The organism is Bradyrhizobium monzae (genome assembly GCF_021458635.1).
GTDB lineage: Bacteria > Pseudomonadota > Alphaproteobacteria > Rhizobiales > Xanthobacteraceae > Bradyrhizobium.
This window is the reverse complement of the sequence record NZ_JAIRDQ010000001.1, coordinates 1,427,421-1,444,040: the sequence shown is the minus strand read 5'-3', so window position 1 is coordinate 1,444,040 and position 16,620 is coordinate 1,427,421. Positions and strand designations below refer to the sequence as shown.

Sequence of the window (16,620 nt, the reverse complement as noted above, 5' to 3'; positions counted from 1 at the left end):
CGATTGGCCTTCGCTTTGTGAAGTTCTTATTTGGGCTTCGAAGCGTCCGGCTGCTTCGGCTCCTTGTGGCCGCCGAAACCCGCACGCATCGCGGAGAGAATTTTTTCGGCGAAGGTGTGTTCCTTGCGGGAACGGAAACGTGCGTAGAGGGCAGCGGTCAAAACTTCGGCCGGCACCGCCTCGTCGATCGCCGCGTTCACGGTCCAGCGTCCTTCGCCGGAATCCTCGACGAAGCCGGAATATTCCGAGAGTGTCGGGTTATCGGCAAGCGCCGTCGAGGTGAGGTCGAGCAGCCAAGAGGGGATCACGGATCCACGCCGCCATACTTCGGCGATGTCGGGAAGGTTGAAGTCGAAGCGGTGATCCTCCGGCAGGGCATCGGTATTGGCGTTCTTGAGAATATCAAAACCTTCGGCATAGGCCTGCATCAGGCCGTATTCGATGCCGTTGTGGATCATCTTGACGAAATGGCCCGCGCCGACCGGGCCGGCATGGATGTAGCCCTGCTCGATGCGGGGATCGCGCCCGTCGCGTCCTTCGGTGCGCGGAATGTCGCCGGCGCCTGGCGCGAGCGCCGCGAAGATCGGATCGAGCCTGTCGACCACCGGCTTCTCGCCGCCGATCATCATGCAATAGCCGCGGTCGAGCCCCCAGACGCCGCCCGATGTGCCGACGTCGACATAATGGATGCCGCGCGCCTTCAGCGCCTTGCCGCGGCGAACGTCGTCCTGCCAGAAGGTGTTGCCGCCATCGATGATGACGTCGCCGTCCTGCATCACGCCCGCGATCGTCTCGATCGTCTGCTCGGTGATGCGGCCCGCAGGCAGCATCACCCAGGCCGTGCGCGGCCGTTCCAGTTTCGAGATGAACTCCTGCAGCGTCGCCGAGCCGACTGCGCCGTCCGCGGCGAGGCCGGCGACGGCCTTGGCGTCCTTGTCATAGACCACGGTCGAATGGCCGTGGCGCATCAGCCGGCGAACGATGTTGCCGCCCATCCGGCCGAGGCCGATCATGCCGAGTTGCATTGAGGTATTCCTCTTAATTCAGAGCGTCGTTAAGCGCCGCATTGAGCGCTGCGAGACCTTTCTTGAGCGGACCCTTCAGGTGCACCCGGAGCGCGCGCCGGCCGCGCTCGGTGAGCACGTCGAAATCGCCCCGCGCCTGCGCCGCCTTGATCACGCCGAAGCTCGCCTTCTGGCCCGGCACGGCCAGGTCCTTGGCATCATCGGCGGTGATCTGGAGGAACACGCCGCTGTCGGGCCCGCCCTTGTAGGCCTGGCCCGTGGAGTGCAGGAAGCGCGGGCCGAATTCGGCGGCGGTCGCCAGATGCCGCTTCTCGAGCACGGCCGTCCGCATCTCCTGCAGCGCCTCGATCGTGGCCGTGTCGCGCGCGATGTATCCGAGCAGGGCAAAATAATCGCCGCGCCGCGAGCGCGTGATATGTGCCCTGAGCCAGGAGGTGAGGTCGCCATTGGCTCCCATCGTGCGCAACGCGGCGGCGTTGGTGTCGTTGGTGTAGAGGTCGAACTCCGCGGTGCTGACCACAGGTTCTTCGGCCGGCAGCGCGCCGGTTTTCTCATACGCCGACGTCAGCTCGCGGGTCTTGATCTTCGCCGCTTCGACGTCGGGCTGGTCGAACGGGTTGATGCCGAGGATCGAGCCCGCAACCGCGGTCGCCATCTCGAAGCGGAAGAACTCCTGACCGAGATGCTCGATCGACTTCATGACGATGCGGACGACGGGATGGCCGGCCGCTTCGATCCCGGCCAACGCCGAATCGTGTGCGGCGTCTGTCTCGCCCTCGGTGCGGATGTCGATGAAGAAGCGGTCGTTGCCGTAGAGCGAGGACTCGACCAGCGGCTCGCCGGCGATCGGGATCAGGCCCTTGCCCTCCTTGCCGGTCGATTCCGCGATGAGCTGCTCGGCCCAGGCGCCGAAATCGGCGATCTTCTTCGATGCCAGGATCGTCACCTTGTCGCGGCCTTCGAGGCCAGCGAGGCCCATGGCGAGGCCGAGCTGCACGCCCGGGTTCTCAGCTGGCGGCACGTCCGGCCCGCAGGAGCGCGCCATCGAGAGCGCATGCTTGATGAAGGTCTTGACGTCGATGCCGGCCGTGGCCGCCGGCACCAGGCCGAACGGCGACAGCACCGAATAGCGGCCGCCGATCGACGGCTCGCCATGGAAGATGCGGGCATAGTTGAGCTTCTTCGCCGCCTTCTCCAGCGACGAGCCGGGGTCGGTCACCGCGATGAAGCGGAAGCCGGCCCTGGCCTTCGGGCCGAGCGCCTGCGCGACGCGCTCGTGGAAGTAGTCCTTCATCGCGTTCGGCTCGGTGGTGCCGCCGGATTTGCTGGAGACGATGAACACGGTGTTGGCGATGTCGATCCGGGCCTCCATCGCCCGCACCTGCGCCGGATCGGTGGAATCCAGCACGTGCAGCTTTGGGAAGCCCGCCTTCCTTGCAAAGGTTTCGGCCAGCACCTCGGGTCCGAGGCTCGACCCGCCCATGCCGAGCACGACGGCGTCGGAGAATTTCTGGCCCTTCACGCGGTTGGCATAGTCCTCGTAGTCGGCGACGTCGGCTTTCGCCGCGCTGTCGAGCCAGCCGAGCCATTTGTCCTCGTCCGTCCCGGTCCAGACCGCCTTGTCGCGCTGCCACAGCCTGCGGATCTTGGCCGATGCGCGCCACTCCTCGGTGCTCTCAGCCACGGCCTTGCCGAGGCCGTCACCCAGCGACAGCTGCTGGCGGTCGATCGCGGGCCCGAGCACGGTTACGCGCTTGTGGGCGACCGCGCCATAGAGCTTGTCGGCGGCATCGGCGAACTGCTTGACGCCGTCCTTGACGAGTTCCTTGGTGATGGCGTCGAGCGAGACGCCGGAGCGCTCGAGCTCGTCCAGCACGCGACGGGCGTCGTCGACGTTTTCCTCCAGGCTGTCGCGCGGCTTGCCGTGGTCGCGGAACGCATCAAGCGTCGCCGGCGGCACGGTGTTGATGGTGTCGGGGCCGATCAGCTCCTCGACATAGAGGACGTCGCTGTAGTCCTTGTTCTTGGTGCCGGTCGAGGCCCACAGCATGCGCTGCGGCTTGGCGCCCTTGGCGGCAAGCTTCTCCCAGCGGGGGCCCGAGAACAGGCGCTTGTAGTCCTGATAGGCGACCTTGGCGTTGGCGATCGCGACCTTGCCCTTCAGCGCGGCGAGCCGCTCCTTCTCGGACGGGTCGTTGGCCCGGGCAATCTTCTCGTCGAGTTGCTTGTCGACCACGGAGTCGATGCGGCTGACGAAGAAGCTCGCCACGCTCGCGACATGCGAGGGGTCGCCACCGCCGGCGACGTATTTTTCGAGACCGGCGAGATAGGCCTCGGCGACCTCCAGATAGACCGCCTTCGAAAACAGCAGGGTGATGTTGATGCTGATGCCGTCGCCGATCAGCGTTTCGATCGCCGGCAGGCCCTCCGGCGTCGCCGGCACCTTCACCATCAGGTTCTTGCGGTTGACGTCCTTCCAGAGCCGCCGTGCCTCGGCGACCGTGCCGGCGGTGTCCATTGCCAGATAGGGCGAAACCTCGAGGCTGACATAGCCGTCATGGCCTTTGAGACGGTCATAGACCGGCCGCAGCACGTCGGCGGCGTTCTGGATGTCCTCGATGGCGACCGCCTCGAACAAATCGGCCACGGTCCGGTCGCCGCGCTTCAGCGCCTTGCCGATCGGAGCGTCGTATTCGTCCGAGCTGCCGATCGCCTTCTCGAAGATCGACGGATTGGAGGTGACGCCCTTGACGCCGTCGGTGTCGATCAGCCGCTTCAGGTCGCCCTTGGCGATGAAGCCACGGGCGAGGAAGTCCAGCCAGACGGCTTGTCCGTGCTTTTCCAGTTCTTTGACGGGATTCATGATGCTTTTTATCTCCAAGCCTGCGGGCGGAGGGGGTTTCCGCGCCGGTCCTGACGCGCTATCCTTTAACTCACATGCTCCCGGGAGGGAACCAATCAAGGGTATTGGCGTCATTCTCTCAGCTTAACTCCGTCGCGATCATGGCGATCCCTGCGGAAGTCGTGCTTTTGCGTAATAATAGTCTGGCCGGGATGGTTCGGCCCGAGCCTTGTTACGTCCAAGCTTCGCTGACGTTTAAGCCTTGTTGCGTGAGGACATCTGTCGCGTCGCGGAGTGTCGTCAGCGGTCATCGAGCTGTCTGATCGTCATTGGCTTCATCGCGAATTGCCATGCTGGGGGAAGGCATGCACGCACATCCTGACGGCGTTGCCGTCTGCATCGCACAATCTCGACATCGATCGTTGCGTCTTGCGGCTGCTGGTCGCGGCGGGCTCCGCGATGAATTGTCGTGCGCAAACCTTGCTTTCAAGCGCGGCAGCACTCCTGCATCCGCACTGCTGTGCGCGTCGAACGGTCTGATTGTTATCCATTCGGAGGGTTAGGCGACCGATTTTGATACAGCGCTGCGCGCTTGCCGCATCCATTCATGCTGGATGCAGCGCGCATCGCATCGCAGCAGGAAGATGAACGCGACGCCCAAGGCGGGCTCAAAAGGTGGCGTCGTCCTGCAAGCGTCATAAGTTTGCCGCTCGCAGATTGTCATGTTGCAGTGCCGGGGGAGTCGTCCCCGGTATTGCCCGGATGTGGCGAGCGAGTGACAATTTCTGGAAATGAGCGAAGATAGATAGAGATTCGCACAATTTACAGGCAAGTGCCTGTTCGTAATTCAGCGAGTGCCTACCTTGTACATTGCGTCGTGTTGGCACCCGGGTGTCCAATGAACGTCATGTGCTCACGCTGATTCGAGAAGCGGCCTGAGGAACGGTCCAGTAACTGCTTTCGTTTCAGCTTGTAGCGGAACTCACGCGGAGAGGGATCATGTACAACGATTCTCTATTCAACGCTTTCGCTAAGTCGTTCGAGGCGAGAAGCCAGCACGACATGTCGATGGCGGAATACCTGGAATCGTGTCGAAGCGATCCCATGAAATACGCGAACGCGGCCGAACGGTTACTAGCGGCGATCGGCGAGCCTCAGACGATTGACACGGCCAAGGACCCACGCCTTGGCCGTATTTTTTTGAACCGCACGATCCGCACCTATCCGGCCTTCGCCGGCTTCTACGGCATGGAAGAGACCATCGAGCGCATCGTCGGTTTCTTCCGCCATGCGGCGCAGGGCCTGGAAGAGCGCAAGCAGATCCTCTATCTGCTCGGCCCGGTCGGCGGCGGCAAATCCTCGCTCGCCGAGCGGCTGAAGTCGCTGATGGAAGTGCAGCCGATCTACGTGCTCAAGGCCGGCGACGAACTCTCGCCGGTGTTCGAAAGCCCGCTCAGCCTGTTCGATCCCGATCAGCTTGGGCCGATACTGGAAGAGAAGTACGGCATTCCGCGCCGCCGTCTCACCGGGTTGATGAGCCCGTGGTGCTACAAGCGGCTCGAGGCCTTCGGCGGCGATATTTCTCAGTTTCGTGTTGCAAAAATCCAGCCGTCGCGGCTGCGCCAGATCGCTGTCGCCAAGACCGAACCCGGCGATGAGAACAACCAGGACATCTCCTCGCTGGTCGGCAAGGTCGATATCCGCAAGCTCGAGACCTACGCGCAGAACGATCCCGACGCCTACAGCTATTCGGGCGGCCTCAATCGCGCCAACCAGGGCATTCTCGAATTCGTCGAGATGTTCAAAGCGCCGATCAAGATGTTGCACCCCCTGCTCACCGCGACGCAGGAAGGCAACTACATCGGCACCGAGAACATCGGCGCGATCCCGTTCACCGGCGTCATCCTCGCGCACTCGAACGAGGCCGAGTGGACGAGCTTCAAGTCCAACAAGAACAACGAAGCTTTCATCGACCGCATCTGTGTGATCAAGGTGCCCTATGTCCTGCGGTACACCGAAGAGCAGAAGATCTACGAGAAGCTGATCCAGGGCTCAGAGCTTGCCTCGGCACCTTGCGCGCCCGCGACGCTGGAGACGATGGCACGGTTCTCGGTGATGTCACGTCTGCGCAAGCACGAAAATTCCACGCTGTTTGCCAAGATGCGGGTTTATGACGGCGAAAGCCTGAAGGAATCCGATCCCAAGGCGCGCAGCGTCCAGGAATATCGCGACGCCGCCGGCGTCGACGAGGGCATGGACGGCGTCTCCACGCGCTTTGCCTTCAAGATCCTGGCCGCGACCTTCAACCACGATCCGCAGGAGGTCGCTGCCGATACTGTGCACCTGATGTACGCGCTGGAGCAGGCAATCCGCCGCGAGCAGCTTCCCGAGGAGACCGAGAAACGCTACCTGGAATTCATCAAGGCCGAGCTTGCGCCGCGTTACGCCGAGTTCATTGGTAACGAGATCCAGAAGGCCTATCTCGAATCCTACTCGGATTACGGCCAGAACCTGTTCGACCGCTACGTGGACTATGCCGATGCCTGGATCGAGGATCAGGACTTCAAGGATCCCGATACGGGACAGCTAATGGATCGCGAACTCTTGAACCAGGAGCTGACCAAGATCGAGAAGCCGGCCGGCATCGCCAACCCGAAGGACTTCCGGAACGAGGTCGTCAAATTCTCGTTACGGGCCAGGGCCCAGAACAGCGGTAAGAATCCGACCTGGACCTCCTACGAGAAGATTCGCGACGTGATCGAAAAGCGGATATTCTCCCAGGTCGAGGACCTGCTTCCGGTCATCTCGTTCGGTTCGAAGAAGGACGGCGAGACGGAGAAGAAGCACGGCGAGTTCGTCGCACGCATGGTGGAGCGCGGCTACACCGAGCGTCAGGTTCGCCGGCTGGTCGAATGGTACATGCGCGTGAAGCAAGCCGGTTGAGGCGGATGAGAAAGTGGCCATTCACATTATTGACAGGCGCCTGAATCCAGGCGGCAAGAGTCTTGAGAACCGCCAGCGGTTCTTGCGTCGGGCCAAATCCCTGGTGCAGGGCGCCGTCAAGAAGACCTCGCAGGAACGCGACATCAAGGACGTCCTGGAGGGGGGTGAGGTCACGATCCCGCTGGATGGCATGCACGAGCCGCGGTTCCGCCGTGAAGGCGGAACGCGCGACATGGTATTGCCTGGCAACAAGAAGTTCATCGAGGGCGACTATCTGCAGCGCTCCGGCCAGGGCAGCGCCAAGGATTCCGGTCCTGGCGAAGGCGACAGCGAGGACGCCTTCCGTTTCGTGCTCAGCCGCGACGAGTTCGTCGATCTCTTCCTCGACGACCTCGAGCTGCCCGATCTCGCCAAGCGCAAGATCGCGCAGACCGAGAGCGAGGGGATCCAGCGCGCCGGCTACACCACGTCCGGCTCGCCCGCCAACATCTCGGTCAGCCGCACCGTAAAACTGGCGCTCGCCCGCCGCATCGCGCTCAAGCGTCCCAGCAAGGAAGAGATCGACGAGCTGGAAGCCGCGATCGCTGCCTGCACCGACGAGGACGAACGCGTGGAGCTTGTGGCCCTGCTTGAAAAGCTGAAGGCGAAGTCCAGACGCATTCCCTTCATCGATCCGCTCGACATCCGCTACCGCCGCTACGAGAAGGTGCCGCGGCCGGTGGCGCAAGCCGTGATGTTCTGCCTGATGGACGTCTCCGGTTCGATGTCCGAGCACATGAAGGATCTGGCAAAACGCTTCTACATGCTGCTCTACGTGTTCCTGAAGCGGCGCTACAAGCATGTCGAGATCGTCTTCATCCGCCATACCGACCGTGCCGAGGAGGTCGACGAGCAGACCTTCTTCTATGGTCCGGCATCCGGCGGCACGCTGGTCTCCAGCGCGCTCCAGGCGATGTACGAGATCGTACGCGAGCGCTTCGATCCGTCGGACTGGAACATCTACGCCGCGCAGGCCTCCGACGGCGACAATTCCTATTCCGACGGCGAGCTCACCGGCATGCTGCTGACCGACAAGATCCTGCCGACCTGTCAGTTCTTTGCCTATCTCGAAGTCGGGGAATCAGGCGGCAGCGCCTTCGATCTCTCCGATTCCTCGCTCTGGACCCTTTACGACCGCCTGCGCAACAGCGGCGCACCGCTCTCGATGCGCAAGGTCAGCGAGCGCAGCGAGATCTTCCCGGTGTTCCACGATCTGTTCCAGCGCCGTGAAACTGCCCAGGAGAAAGCCGCTCCATGACGGAACGCTTGTTCGAAGGCGCCGATTGGGATTTCCACACCTTGCAGCGCATCACCGATGCCTGCGAGGAGGCGGCGTTGAAGGATCTCGGGCTCGACGTCTACCCGAACCAGATCGAGGTCATCACCGCCGAGCAGATGCTGGATGCCTATTCGTCCGTCGGCATGCCGCTGTTCTACAAGCACTGGTCGTTCGGCAAGCATTTCGCGTATCACGAGGCGTCGTATCGCAAGGGCCTGATGGGCCTTGCCTATGAGATCGTGATCAATTCCTCGCCCTGCATCTCCTACCTCATGGAGGAGAACACGGCGACGATGCAGACCCTGGTGATCGCGCACGCGGCCTTCGGCCACAACCACTTCTTCAAGAACAATTATCTGTTCAAGCAGTGGACCGATGCGGAAGGCATTCTCGACTATCTGGATTTCGCCAAGAACTACGTCATGCAGTGCGAGGAGCGCTACGGCCGCACCGAGGTCGAGCGCACGCTGGATGCCGCGCATGCGCTGATGTCGCATGGCATCGATCGCTATCCCGGCAAGAAGCAGCTCGATCTGCGCGAGGAAGAGAAGCGCGCAGGGCGCCGCCGCCAGCACGAGGAGGAAGTCTTCAACGACCTCTGGCGCACCGTGCCCAAGGGCGCCTCGAAGGCTCGGACCGCGATCTCGCTCGAACGGCGCCGCAAGCTGCTCGGCCTGCCGCAGGAAAACCTGCTCTATTTCCTGGAGAAAAGCGCGCCGCGCCTCGCGCCCTGGCAGCGCGAGCTGCTGCGCATCGTCCGCCACATCGCGCAATATTTCTATCCGCAGAGCCAGACCAAGGTGATGAACGAGGGGACGGCGACCTACGTCCACTATCGCATCATGACCCAGCTGCATCAGCAGGGCCGCATCAGCGACGGCAACTTCCTCGAATTTTTGGGATCGCACACCAATGTGGTGTTCCAGCCCGAGTTCGACGATCAGCGCTTCTCGGGCTTCAACCCCTATGCGCTCGGCTTCGCGATGATGCAGGACATCGAGCGCATCGTCACCAGTCCGTCGGACGAGGACCGCGAGTGGTTCCCTGACATTGCCGGCAAGAACGACGTCATGGGCGTGCTGCGCGACGTCTGGGCCAACTATCGCGACGAAAGCTTCATCGGCCAGTTCCTGAGCCCGAAGCTGATGCGGCACTTCCGCATGTTCCACCTCCATGACGATCCCGAGGAGCGCGCCGGCATTCGGGTCGATGCCATTCACGACGAACGCGGCTTCCGTCGCGTCCGCCGCGAGCTCGCGCGGCAGCATGACGTCGGCTACATCGACGCCAATATCGAGGTCGTCGACGTCGATCTCTCCGGCGACCGCCGGCTGATCCTGCATCACCGCGTCATCAAGGGCTCGCAGCTCAACGAGACTGATGCCAAGCGGGTGCTGCAGCATCTGGCCGATCTTTGGACCTATGACGTCGCGCTGATCGAGGTCGACGGGAGCGACAAGGTGCTGCGCGAATACGTCGTCAGCCCGCGCCCCATCCCGGCGGCGGTGGCCTGAGGCGGCCGGCCAAGCCTAGCTCTTCTTGGCCGGCTTCTTCTTGACCTTGGACGCGTTCAGCTCCACGGCCGCGCGGATCAGCGCCTTCAGCGCCTTCTCGTTGATCTCAGCGCCCTCGGGAATGTCGATCGCACGCCGCACATTGCCATCGAGGCTGGAATTGAACAGGCCGGCCGGGTCATCCAGCGCGGCGCCCTTGGCAAAGGTCAGCTTCACCACGGCCTTGTAGGTCTCGCCGGTGCAGATGATGCCGTCGTGCTCCCACACGGGAACGCCGCGCCATTTCCATTCTTCGACCACGTCGGGATCGGCGTCCTTGATCAGCGCGCGGATCCGCTTCAGCGTCTCGCCGCGCCAGTCGCCGAGCTCCTTGATCCTGCCGTCGATCAGTTTTGAGGACGAAGCTCCGCCTGCATCCTTCGCGCTGCTGGTCCTTGCGGTCACGGCTTTTTTCATGATCGCGCCTCGCTGCTACGGCCAAGATAGGGCAGCGCGAACAGATAGAGTCCGGTCGCGAGCAACGGAATCAGCGGCACGAAGGCCAGCAGTCCGATCCACGTCGCTTGAACCTGCATGATCAGCGCAACGATGTTGGCGATCACGGCAAGCGTGAAGGCAATCGACAGCCAGCGATGGATCTGTCGAATCCACATGTTCGAACTCATTTGGGTCTCCTGTGAAAATATTGAAATTGGACGCCGGTGGTCAGGCTATTCGGCCCGTGCCAGCAACTCGTCCAGCTTGGTGAAAAACTGCTTCCAGCCGGCATGCGCGCCGCCATAGGCTTGCTTCTGGCTGGGACGGAAGCCCGCCTGTTCGACGCGCAGATGCGTGCCTGCCCCCTGCGGAGTGAGCGTGAACGTCACCACGCTCTTGAGGTCGTAGGCCGAATCCTCATGCGTGAAATTCCAAGTGTAGGCCAGCGAGCGCTGCGGCTCGATGGCGAGCACTTCGCAGTCGAGTACGCCGCCCCACTCGCCGCGAAGATTGAAGCGGTGGCCGACCGTCGGCTTGAAGTCGTTCTTCATCAGCCATTCCTCGATCAGATGCGGCTGCGTCAGCGCGCGCCACAGCCGCTCCGGCGGATAGGCAAAGTCGCGCTCGATCACCACGGAACGTGTTTCGGTCGCAGCCTCAGTCATTGGTCCATCCTTTTCAGAAGATCGTCGAGCACATCGAGCCGGTTCTGCCAGAAGCCCGCCATCTGGCTGGTCCAGTCGATCAGCGGATTGAGCGCACCGGGCTGCGCGCTGTAATGGGTCTGGCGTCCTTCATGGCGGTCGCGCACCAGCCCTGCCTGCTTTAGCGCGCCGAGATGCTTCGAGACCGCCGGTTGGGAAACGCCGGATCGCACCGTCAGTGCCCCGACCGTCTGCTCGCCCTCGCGGCACAGCCGCTCGAAGATCGCCCGCCTTGTGGGATCGGCGAGCGTCCGGAACAGAAGATCGGGGGTGGCGGACATGCGAATTCCATAACTCGTAGGTTATGGATTAATTCATAACCATGGAGTTATGGGTAAGTCAAGCCCCCTCAACTTGTCATTGCGAGGAGCGAAGCGACGAAGCAATCCAGCCTGCCTTCGCGGAGACGGTCTGGATTGCTTCGCTTCGCTCGCAATGACGGAGAATGTGGCGGCGCGCCTTACGGCCGCAAGTACAGATACCCCTGCGACTGCAGCTCGGCCAAACGAACCACGCCGCCTTTCTCCGCGCTCACGAACCCCGGCAGCAGATCCGTCAGCGTGATGTTCTGCGCCTTCATCGTGTTGCCGCAGGCGGCGAGCTCGACACCGTCCTTGGAGAAATCGCCGATCCGCTTGCTGATATCCGGATTGGCCTGCGCCGAATGGAATGCCTTCAACGCCGGCCCGTGGATCACCAGCGCGATCGTGACATGGTCGGGGCCGCCGACGCCGTCGATATGGTTCTGGATGTTGGCGAGCACGAAATTGACCTTGTCGGCGTCGCTGAGGTGATAGACGACCTTCAGCTTGTTCGACGGCGCGGCTGCAGTCGCAGCCTTGGCGCGCGAGGCGGCAAACGCCGCGCCCAGCGCCGAGACGGTGCTCCACAAGATGTTCCGGCGGTTCATGGCGATCCTCCCTCGAAGCATGATCCGGAAAAGTGTGCAGCGGTTTTCCGGAAAGATCATGCGCAAACAACGACTGCAACTGGCTTTGACGGAGGCTTATCACTTGTGGCGAAGCGCGGCGAGTTCCTTGCGGTCGGTCACGAGCGCGGCGCATTCGCTGCTGTCGGCTCGGTCGAGCCGGAAAATCCCGTCATCCTGGCCTGCGACCAGCGATCGCTCGGCCTCGTCGTCCGGCTTGTTGTGCAGCCAGACCCTGACGCTCGCGAGCCGCACGATGGCCGATTTGTCGTCTTTCGAGAGTGCGACGCCGATGCCGCCGCCCTCGCAATCGACGCCGCAGCCGAGGCGGACCTCGCCGGCGTCCTTGGTCAGCACCACGTGGTGACAGGAGCCGCTGGAGTCGAAATCGCCGCTGCGGTGGCGATACCGGAAGCCGAGCCGGAAGGAATTGTGGAGCTGCTTCTCCTCGCTGTCGATCTCCGCCGAGACCAGCAGCTTCATCGCGGCAACCTTCTGGTTCGGATGCCGCGCCAGGTGCTCGGCATCGTAGCGCCGGACGAAGCAGGCATAGGCCGTCTTGCCGGGCGTGCCTGCATAGATGCGCGCGTTGAAGGTCTCGGTTTCGGTCTTGTTCGCTTCGCGGAGGTCGTCGGCCTCCTCGGCCCGGGCGACGCCTATCAAGGCGACAAGGGCAAGCGGAAGGATGAGGGCAAGCTTCATGGTCGCACCGGATAAATCGGCCAATGACGGCCCGCATCGGGACGGTGGGGGCCAACAGGCCGTTAGTCGCAAGCCGAACACGGTGCGTTCAACCGCATTCCCTTCGGCAGCCTCGCACAAGGTTCCAGGCTTAACCGTTGCAGAGGAGCGGCGTGGATAGACCCCAGGTTGCTGCAAATGGCTGGAGGCGATCGAAATGTCCGAAAGTCAGAACTTGCCGAATCTTGCGATCGGGTTTTCCCGCGCCCGGTTGCTGATGTTTTTCGGCGGCAGCCTGGTGCTGACGCTGCTCTGTGCCGGGCTCGCATTCAGCTGGCAGGAAGGCAAGAACGTCACCACGTTCGAGGTCGCCGCCTGCTACATCGGCGCGGTGTTTTTCGGTCTTGCGACCTGCAGGATGCTCTGGAGGCTGGCCTCCGCCAGGCAGCCGGTGGTCTTCATCAGCCGTGTCGGCATTCGCGACACCAGGCTCGCCGGCGAAACCATCGCCTGGAGCGCCGTGCGAAAGATTTTTCTGTGGGAGAAGCGCGCGCAGAAATTCGTGGTGCTCAAGGTCGATCCACTCATCGCCCAGCGATTTTCCGGTGGATTCGCGACGCAGGCCTTGTCGATGATGAACAAGGCGCTTGGCGCTGACAGCGTGATCGTCAATGCGGGCGGCCTGACCGTGAACACCGAAACATTGCTCGCGACCTGCAAGCAATATTGGGGCGCCGGACGTCCGGCCCATGCGGACCATTCCGTGCCAGAGCCCGAGCCCGCGCCGGAACCTGTGAGCTAAGGATCGGACCTGATTGCTTTCTCAGCGGGCGGTGCACTCCCGGAGCTGAGATGGCTGCTCCGAGCGTCGCCTTAGTCGCTGGTTGGGCCAGGAAGGTTCAGGCAACTCACATGCTCCTGGTCTCCGGAACCCGCTGTCGGCGATTCCTTCGACGTTGTTCCAGTTCGTCAATGTGATAGCGTTCACACGCGATTGTTTCTCGACGTCGTAGGCTGGGGCCGCCTCTTGTAGGTTTGTGGAGTCCCCCCGCAATGGGCGAAATTCGTAATTTCAGATCCGGGAATCACAACGAGCCGCCTCCGCACGGTGCAATGCCTCGTCGTCTCGCAGCCATCATTGTCGGTGACATCGCATCCTACAGTCGCTTGATGCAGGCCGACGAGGAAGGCACGCATGTCCGCGTCAAGCGGATCGAGCGGGACCTCATCGAACCCAGCATCGTCGAGCATCATGGAACTTTGGTGAAGACCACGGGCGATGGTTTCATCGCCATTTTCGACAGCCCCGTCGAGGCCGTTCGGTGCAGCATCGTCATCCAGCAGAACCTCGTCGGCCGCAACGCCTCGATTCCAAAGGACTCCCGGATCGAATACCGAATTGGCGTCAATCTCGGTGACGTCATCGTTGAGCCGGACGACGTCTACGGCGATGGCGTCAACATCGCCACGCGCATCGAGGGCATTGCCGAGCCCGGTCAGGTCTACATCTCGGGCGCGATCTACGAGCAGATCAAGCACAAGGTGGTGTGCGGTTATGAGTCGCTCGGCGATCGCAAGGTCAAGAACATCACCGATCCCGTGCGCATCTATCGCGTGCTGCCGGACGCCGATGCAGTCGGCAGGACGCGCGGCCGGCGCGAGAATACCTTGATCTTTCTCCTGGGCATTACGCTGCTGGTGATTGCCTCTGGCGTGCTGTGGTATCTGCTGGCGCAGCCACCGGGCAAAACCGGCGAACAGGCGGCCGCGCCGGCTGTTGCTCCGGCCGCATCGCCGAGCCCGCAACCTCCGCCGCGCGAAGCCGCAGCGCAAACGCCTTCGCCGACTCCCTCAGTGGCGTCGGCATCTCCATCACCCGCTCCGGCGCCAAATCAAGGATCAAGTCAAACTCAAACGCCAAGCCAGGCGGCGCCGCCGCCTCGCGAACCCGAGATGATAGCCATTCGCGGCGGCAGCTTTGCGATGGGAAGCAATGAGGACCCGACCGAACGGCCCGTTCATCAGGTCGCGATCAAGCCGTTCTCGATCGGCAAATATCCAGTGACGGTGCAGGAATGGAACGAATGCGCGGCCGCAAAGGCTTGCGACTTCACGGCTGTCGGAAAAGACGATGCGCCGGTCAGCAATGTGAGCTGGACCGACGCACACCAATATGTGGCGTATCTCGCACAGGCGACCAAGAAGCCTTATCGGCTTCCGAGTGAAGCGGAATGGGAGTATGCCGCGCGCGGCGGAACGCAGACCAAATATTGGTGGGGCGACAAGCTCCAGCCGAGCATGGCGGGGTGCAAGGATTGCGGGGACCTCGCGGCCGAGCAGCCCGCGAAGGTCGGCAGCTTCAAGCCCAATCCGTTCGGCCTCTACGATATGGGTGGCGGTGTCGACCAGTGGGTCGAGGATTGCTGGCACAGGACCTATCAGGGCGCACCCGCGGACGGCTCGGCGTGGAACAGCGGCGATTGTGCCTCGCATGTCCTGCGCTCGGGCTCCTGGAAGAACGATTCGAGATATGTGAGGCCGTCCAATCGCGACGGCTACGACACCAATGTTCGTTATCCGACGCACGGCTTCCGCGTCGCGCTCGGTCCTTGAGCGCAGTCCTTGAAGTGCAGTCCTTGAAGCGCAGGAGCAGGTTCGATGAAAATCCTTCGTTGCATCGCGCTGTCGGCGGCGCTCGCATCGCTTCCCTGCGCCGCCTTTTCGCAAGGCAAGACCGCTCCCAAGGACGCAAAGCTCTATTTCATCACTCCGCATGACGGGCAGAGGGTTCGCGGTGCCTTCCTGGTCCGGTTCGGCCTGCACAACATGGGCGTGACCCATGCCGGCGACGATTATCAGAACGCCGGTCATCATCATCTGCTGATCGACGTCAACGACCCCATCGATCCCAAGGAGCCGATCCTGCAGGACAAGTCGCATCTGCATTTCGGGGCAGGACAGACCGAGACCCAGCTCGAGCTTCCGCCGGGGACCCATACGCTGCAGCTGGTACTGGGCGATGCAAAGCACTATCCGTTCGATCCGCCCGTCGTGTCGGACAAGATCACCGTGCGCGTCAGGCAGCCCGCTTCGTCGCGATAGAGCGCCAGCGAGAGATCACCGCAGGCTGGCGTTGAACTTGTCCAGCGTCGCCGAGCCCGGGCACAGCGTATCCGCTTCCAGCGTGTTGAGCGGCGTCTCGACCGTGTTAAGATGGCTGTGCAGATCTTCCGCGTCGGGGTCGACATAGAGCAGCCCAGTGACGATCTGGCCCTTGGCGGCGTGCCTCGCGAGGAAGGTCTGGGCGCCGAGCCGGTCATGCGGATCGTAATCGGCGTCGATCTTGCGCAGCGCGATCTTGCTGCCGTCATGCTGCTCGACCACCTGCACCGTGCCCGGCGCGTAATCGACGGCGATGGGATCGCGGCCGACCAGCACGTCGAGCCGGTTCACGGCGTCGTTGTGCTCGCGGACATAGTCAAAGCTCTTGGTCGAACCGGCGTGGTTGTTGAACGCGATGCAGGGGCTGATGACGTCGATGAAGGACGCGCCCTTGTGGCCGATCGCGGCCGCGATCAGTGGCACCAGCTGGCTCTTGTCGCCGGAGAACGAGCGCGCCACGAAGGTGGCACCCAGCTGCAGCGCGATTGCGACGAGGTCGATGGCATTGTCGGTGTTAGTGACGCCCTTCTTGCTCTTCGAGCCGCGGTCGGCGGTGGCCGAGAACTGGCCCTTGGTCAGGCCGTAGACGCCGTTGTTCTCGACGATATAGGTCATGTTGACGCCGCGCCGGATCGAATGCGCGAACTGGCCGAAGCCGATCGAGGCGGAATCGCCGTCACCGGAGACGCCGAGATAGATCAGATCGCGGTTGGCGAGATTGGCGCCTGTCAGCACGCTCGGCATGCGGCCGTGCACGGAATTGAAGCCGTGCGAATTGCCGAGGAAATAGTCCGGCGTCTTCGACGAGCAGCCGATGCCGGAAATCTTCGCCACGCGGTGCGGCTCGATCGAGAGCTCGTAGCAGGCCTCGATGATCGAGGCCGTGATCGAGTCATGGCCGCAGCCGGCGCACAGCGTCGAGATTTTTCCTTCGTAGTCGCGATGGGTGTAGCCGAGCTCGTTCTTCTTCAGGCCGGGATGATGGAATTTCGGCTTTGCGATGTAGGTCATGAGAGCACCTGCGAT

Annotated in this window: 15 protein-coding genes; 6 read left to right on the top strand and 9 right to left on the bottom strand. The window is 62.6% G+C overall.

The features are described 5' to 3' along the window. Window positions 1-26: 26 nt before the first annotated feature. On the bottom strand, window positions 27-1,025 hold the full coding sequence (gene gnd, locus K3F49_RS07040; protein ID WP_234680154.1) for a phosphogluconate dehydrogenase (NAD(+)-dependent, decarboxylating): 999 nt from the start codon (window positions 1,023-1,025) through the stop codon (window positions 27-29). 13 nt (window positions 1,026-1,038) lie between these two features. Next, a complete protein-coding gene (locus K3F49_RS07035; RefSeq protein WP_234680153.1) occupies window positions 1,039-3,888 on the bottom strand; it encodes a bifunctional transaldolase/phosoglucose isomerase in 2,850 nt (949 codons plus the stop codon). Between the two features lie 978 nt (window positions 3,889-4,866). On the opposite strand from K3F49_RS07035, the gene K3F49_RS07030 reads away from it, so the two are divergent. Genes K3F49_RS07030 through K3F49_RS07020 form a run of 3 tightly spaced genes read left to right on the top strand, consistent with a single transcriptional unit; the run spans window position 4,867 to window position 9,642 of the window. After that, on the top strand, window positions 4,867-6,810 hold the full coding sequence (locus K3F49_RS07030) for a PrkA family serine protein kinase (RefSeq protein ID WP_234680152.1): 1,944 nt from the start codon (window positions 4,867-4,869) through the stop codon (window positions 6,808-6,810). 19 nt (window positions 6,811-6,829) lie between these two features. Then, entirely contained in the window at window positions 6,830-8,107 is a 1,278-nt protein-coding gene (locus K3F49_RS07025; RefSeq protein WP_234680588.1) for a YeaH/YhbH family protein, read from the top strand. Further along, on the top strand, window positions 8,104-9,642 hold the full coding sequence (locus tag K3F49_RS07020) for a SpoVR family protein (RefSeq protein ID WP_234680151.1): 1,539 nt from the start codon (window positions 8,104-8,106) through the stop codon (window positions 9,640-9,642). The genes K3F49_RS07025 and K3F49_RS07020 overlap by 4 nt, the downstream gene beginning before the upstream one ends. 15 nt (window positions 9,643-9,657) lie before the next feature. On the opposite strand, the gene K3F49_RS07015 is transcribed toward K3F49_RS07020, so the two are convergent. The 6 genes from K3F49_RS07015 to K3F49_RS06990 all read right to left on the bottom strand — a co-directional run bounded on the left by K3F49_RS07015 (window position 9,658) and on the right by K3F49_RS06990 (window position 12,453). Beyond that, a complete protein-coding gene (locus tag K3F49_RS07015) occupies window positions 9,658-10,098 on the bottom strand; it encodes a DUF1801 domain-containing protein (RefSeq protein WP_234680150.1) in 441 nt (146 codons plus the stop codon). Beyond that, a complete protein-coding gene (locus tag K3F49_RS07010) occupies window positions 10,095-10,307 on the bottom strand; it encodes a hypothetical protein (RefSeq protein WP_234680149.1) in 213 nt (70 codons plus the stop codon). Before K3F49_RS07010 ends, K3F49_RS07015 begins: the two co-directional genes overlap by 4 nt. Window positions 10,308-10,352: 45 nt before the next feature. Then, window positions 10,353-10,784 carry an SRPBCC family protein gene (locus tag K3F49_RS07005; RefSeq protein WP_234680148.1) on the bottom strand — a complete coding sequence of 144 codons (432 nt, stop codon included), beginning with the start codon at window positions 10,782-10,784 and terminating at the stop codon, window positions 10,353-10,355. Continuing rightward, window positions 10,781-11,104 carry an ArsR/SmtB family transcription factor gene (locus K3F49_RS07000; protein WP_234680147.1) on the bottom strand — a complete coding sequence of 108 codons (324 nt, stop codon included), beginning with the start codon at window positions 11,102-11,104 and terminating at the stop codon, window positions 10,781-10,783. Before K3F49_RS07000 ends, K3F49_RS07005 begins: the two co-directional genes overlap by 4 nt. 179 nt (window positions 11,105-11,283) lie before the next feature. Next, window positions 11,284-11,733: a DsrE family protein gene (locus K3F49_RS06995; protein ID WP_234680146.1), complete on the bottom strand. Its 450-nt coding sequence runs from the start codon at window positions 11,731-11,733 to the stop codon at window positions 11,284-11,286. Between the two features lie 99 nt (window positions 11,734-11,832). Further along, window positions 11,833-12,453: an HMG-box domain-containing protein gene (locus tag K3F49_RS06990; RefSeq protein ID WP_234680145.1), complete on the bottom strand. Its 621-nt coding sequence runs from the start codon at window positions 12,451-12,453 to the stop codon at window positions 11,833-11,835. 196 nt (window positions 12,454-12,649) lie between these two features. On the opposite strand from K3F49_RS06990, the gene K3F49_RS06985 reads away from it, so the two are divergent. The 3 genes from K3F49_RS06985 (at window position 12,650) to K3F49_RS06975 (ending at window position 15,534) form a co-directional block, all read left to right on the top strand. Continuing rightward, the gene (locus K3F49_RS06985; RefSeq protein WP_234680144.1) at window positions 12,650-13,234 is read left to right on the top strand and encodes an STM3941 family protein; all 585 of its coding nucleotides are present in this window, start codon (window positions 12,650-12,652) and stop codon (window positions 13,232-13,234) included. Between the two features lie 251 nt (window positions 13,235-13,485). Next, window positions 13,486-15,045: an SUMF1/EgtB/PvdO family nonheme iron enzyme gene (locus tag K3F49_RS06980; RefSeq protein WP_234680143.1), complete on the top strand. Its 1,560-nt coding sequence runs from the start codon at window positions 13,486-13,488 to the stop codon at window positions 15,043-15,045. A 45-nt stretch (window positions 15,046-15,090) separates the two neighbouring features. Beyond that, window positions 15,091-15,534 (top strand): DUF4399 domain-containing protein, encoded by a 444-nt coding sequence (locus K3F49_RS06975; protein WP_234680142.1) that lies wholly within the window; start codon window positions 15,091-15,093, stop codon window positions 15,532-15,534. 15 nt (window positions 15,535-15,549) lie between these two features. Here the strand turns inward: K3F49_RS06975 and K3F49_RS06970 are convergent, their stop codons facing one another. After that, a complete protein-coding gene (locus K3F49_RS06970) occupies window positions 15,550-16,605 on the bottom strand; it encodes a 2-oxoacid:ferredoxin oxidoreductase subunit beta (RefSeq protein ID WP_234680141.1) in 1,056 nt (351 codons plus the stop codon). Window positions 16,606-16,620: the final 15 nt, after the last annotated feature.

Bases quoted from the DNA above. Each gene is read 5' to 3' on its own strand.
- K3F49_RS07005 (WP_234680148.1), bottom strand. From the start codon at position 10,784: ATGACTGAGGCTGCGACCGAAACACGTTCCGTGGTGATCGAGCGCGAC.
- K3F49_RS06975 (WP_234680142.1), top strand. From the start codon at position 15,091: ATGAAAATCCTTCGTTGCATCGCGCTGTCGGCGGCGCTCGCATCGCTT.
- K3F49_RS06980 (WP_234680143.1), top strand. From the start codon at position 13,486: ATGGGCGAAATTCGTAATTTCAGATCCGGGAATCACAACGAGCCGCCT.
- K3F49_RS07010 (WP_234680149.1), bottom strand. From the start codon at position 10,307: ATGAGTTCGAACATGTGGATTCGACAGATCCATCGCTGGCTGTCGATT.
- K3F49_RS07015 (WP_234680150.1), bottom strand. From the start codon at position 10,098: ATGAAAAAAGCCGTGACCGCAAGGACCAGCAGCGCGAAGGATGCAGGC.
- K3F49_RS06995 (WP_234680146.1), bottom strand. From the start codon at position 11,733: ATGAACCGCCGGAACATCTTGTGGAGCACCGTCTCGGCGCTGGGCGCG.
- K3F49_RS06970 (WP_234680141.1), bottom strand. From the start codon at position 16,605: ATGACCTACATCGCAAAGCCGAAATTCCATCATCCCGGCCTGAAGAAG.
- K3F49_RS07020 (WP_234680151.1), top strand. From the start codon at position 8,104: ATGACGGAACGCTTGTTCGAAGGCGCCGATTGGGATTTCCACACCTTG.
- K3F49_RS06990 (WP_234680145.1), bottom strand. From the start codon at position 12,453: ATGAAGCTTGCCCTCATCCTTCCGCTTGCCCTTGTCGCCTTGATAGGC.
- K3F49_RS07030 (WP_234680152.1), top strand. From the start codon at position 4,867: ATGTACAACGATTCTCTATTCAACGCTTTCGCTAAGTCGTTCGAGGCG.
- K3F49_RS07035 (WP_234680153.1), bottom strand. From the start codon at position 3,888: ATGAATCCCGTCAAAGAACTGGAAAAGCACGGACAAGCCGTCTGGCTG.
- K3F49_RS07000 (WP_234680147.1), bottom strand. From the start codon at position 11,104: ATGTCCGCCACCCCCGATCTTCTGTTCCGGACGCTCGCCGATCCCACA.
- gnd (WP_234680154.1), bottom strand. From the start codon at position 1,025: ATGCAACTCGGCATGATCGGCCTCGGCCGGATGGGCGGCAACATCGTT.
- K3F49_RS06985 (WP_234680144.1), top strand. From the start codon at position 12,650: ATGTCCGAAAGTCAGAACTTGCCGAATCTTGCGATCGGGTTTTCCCGC.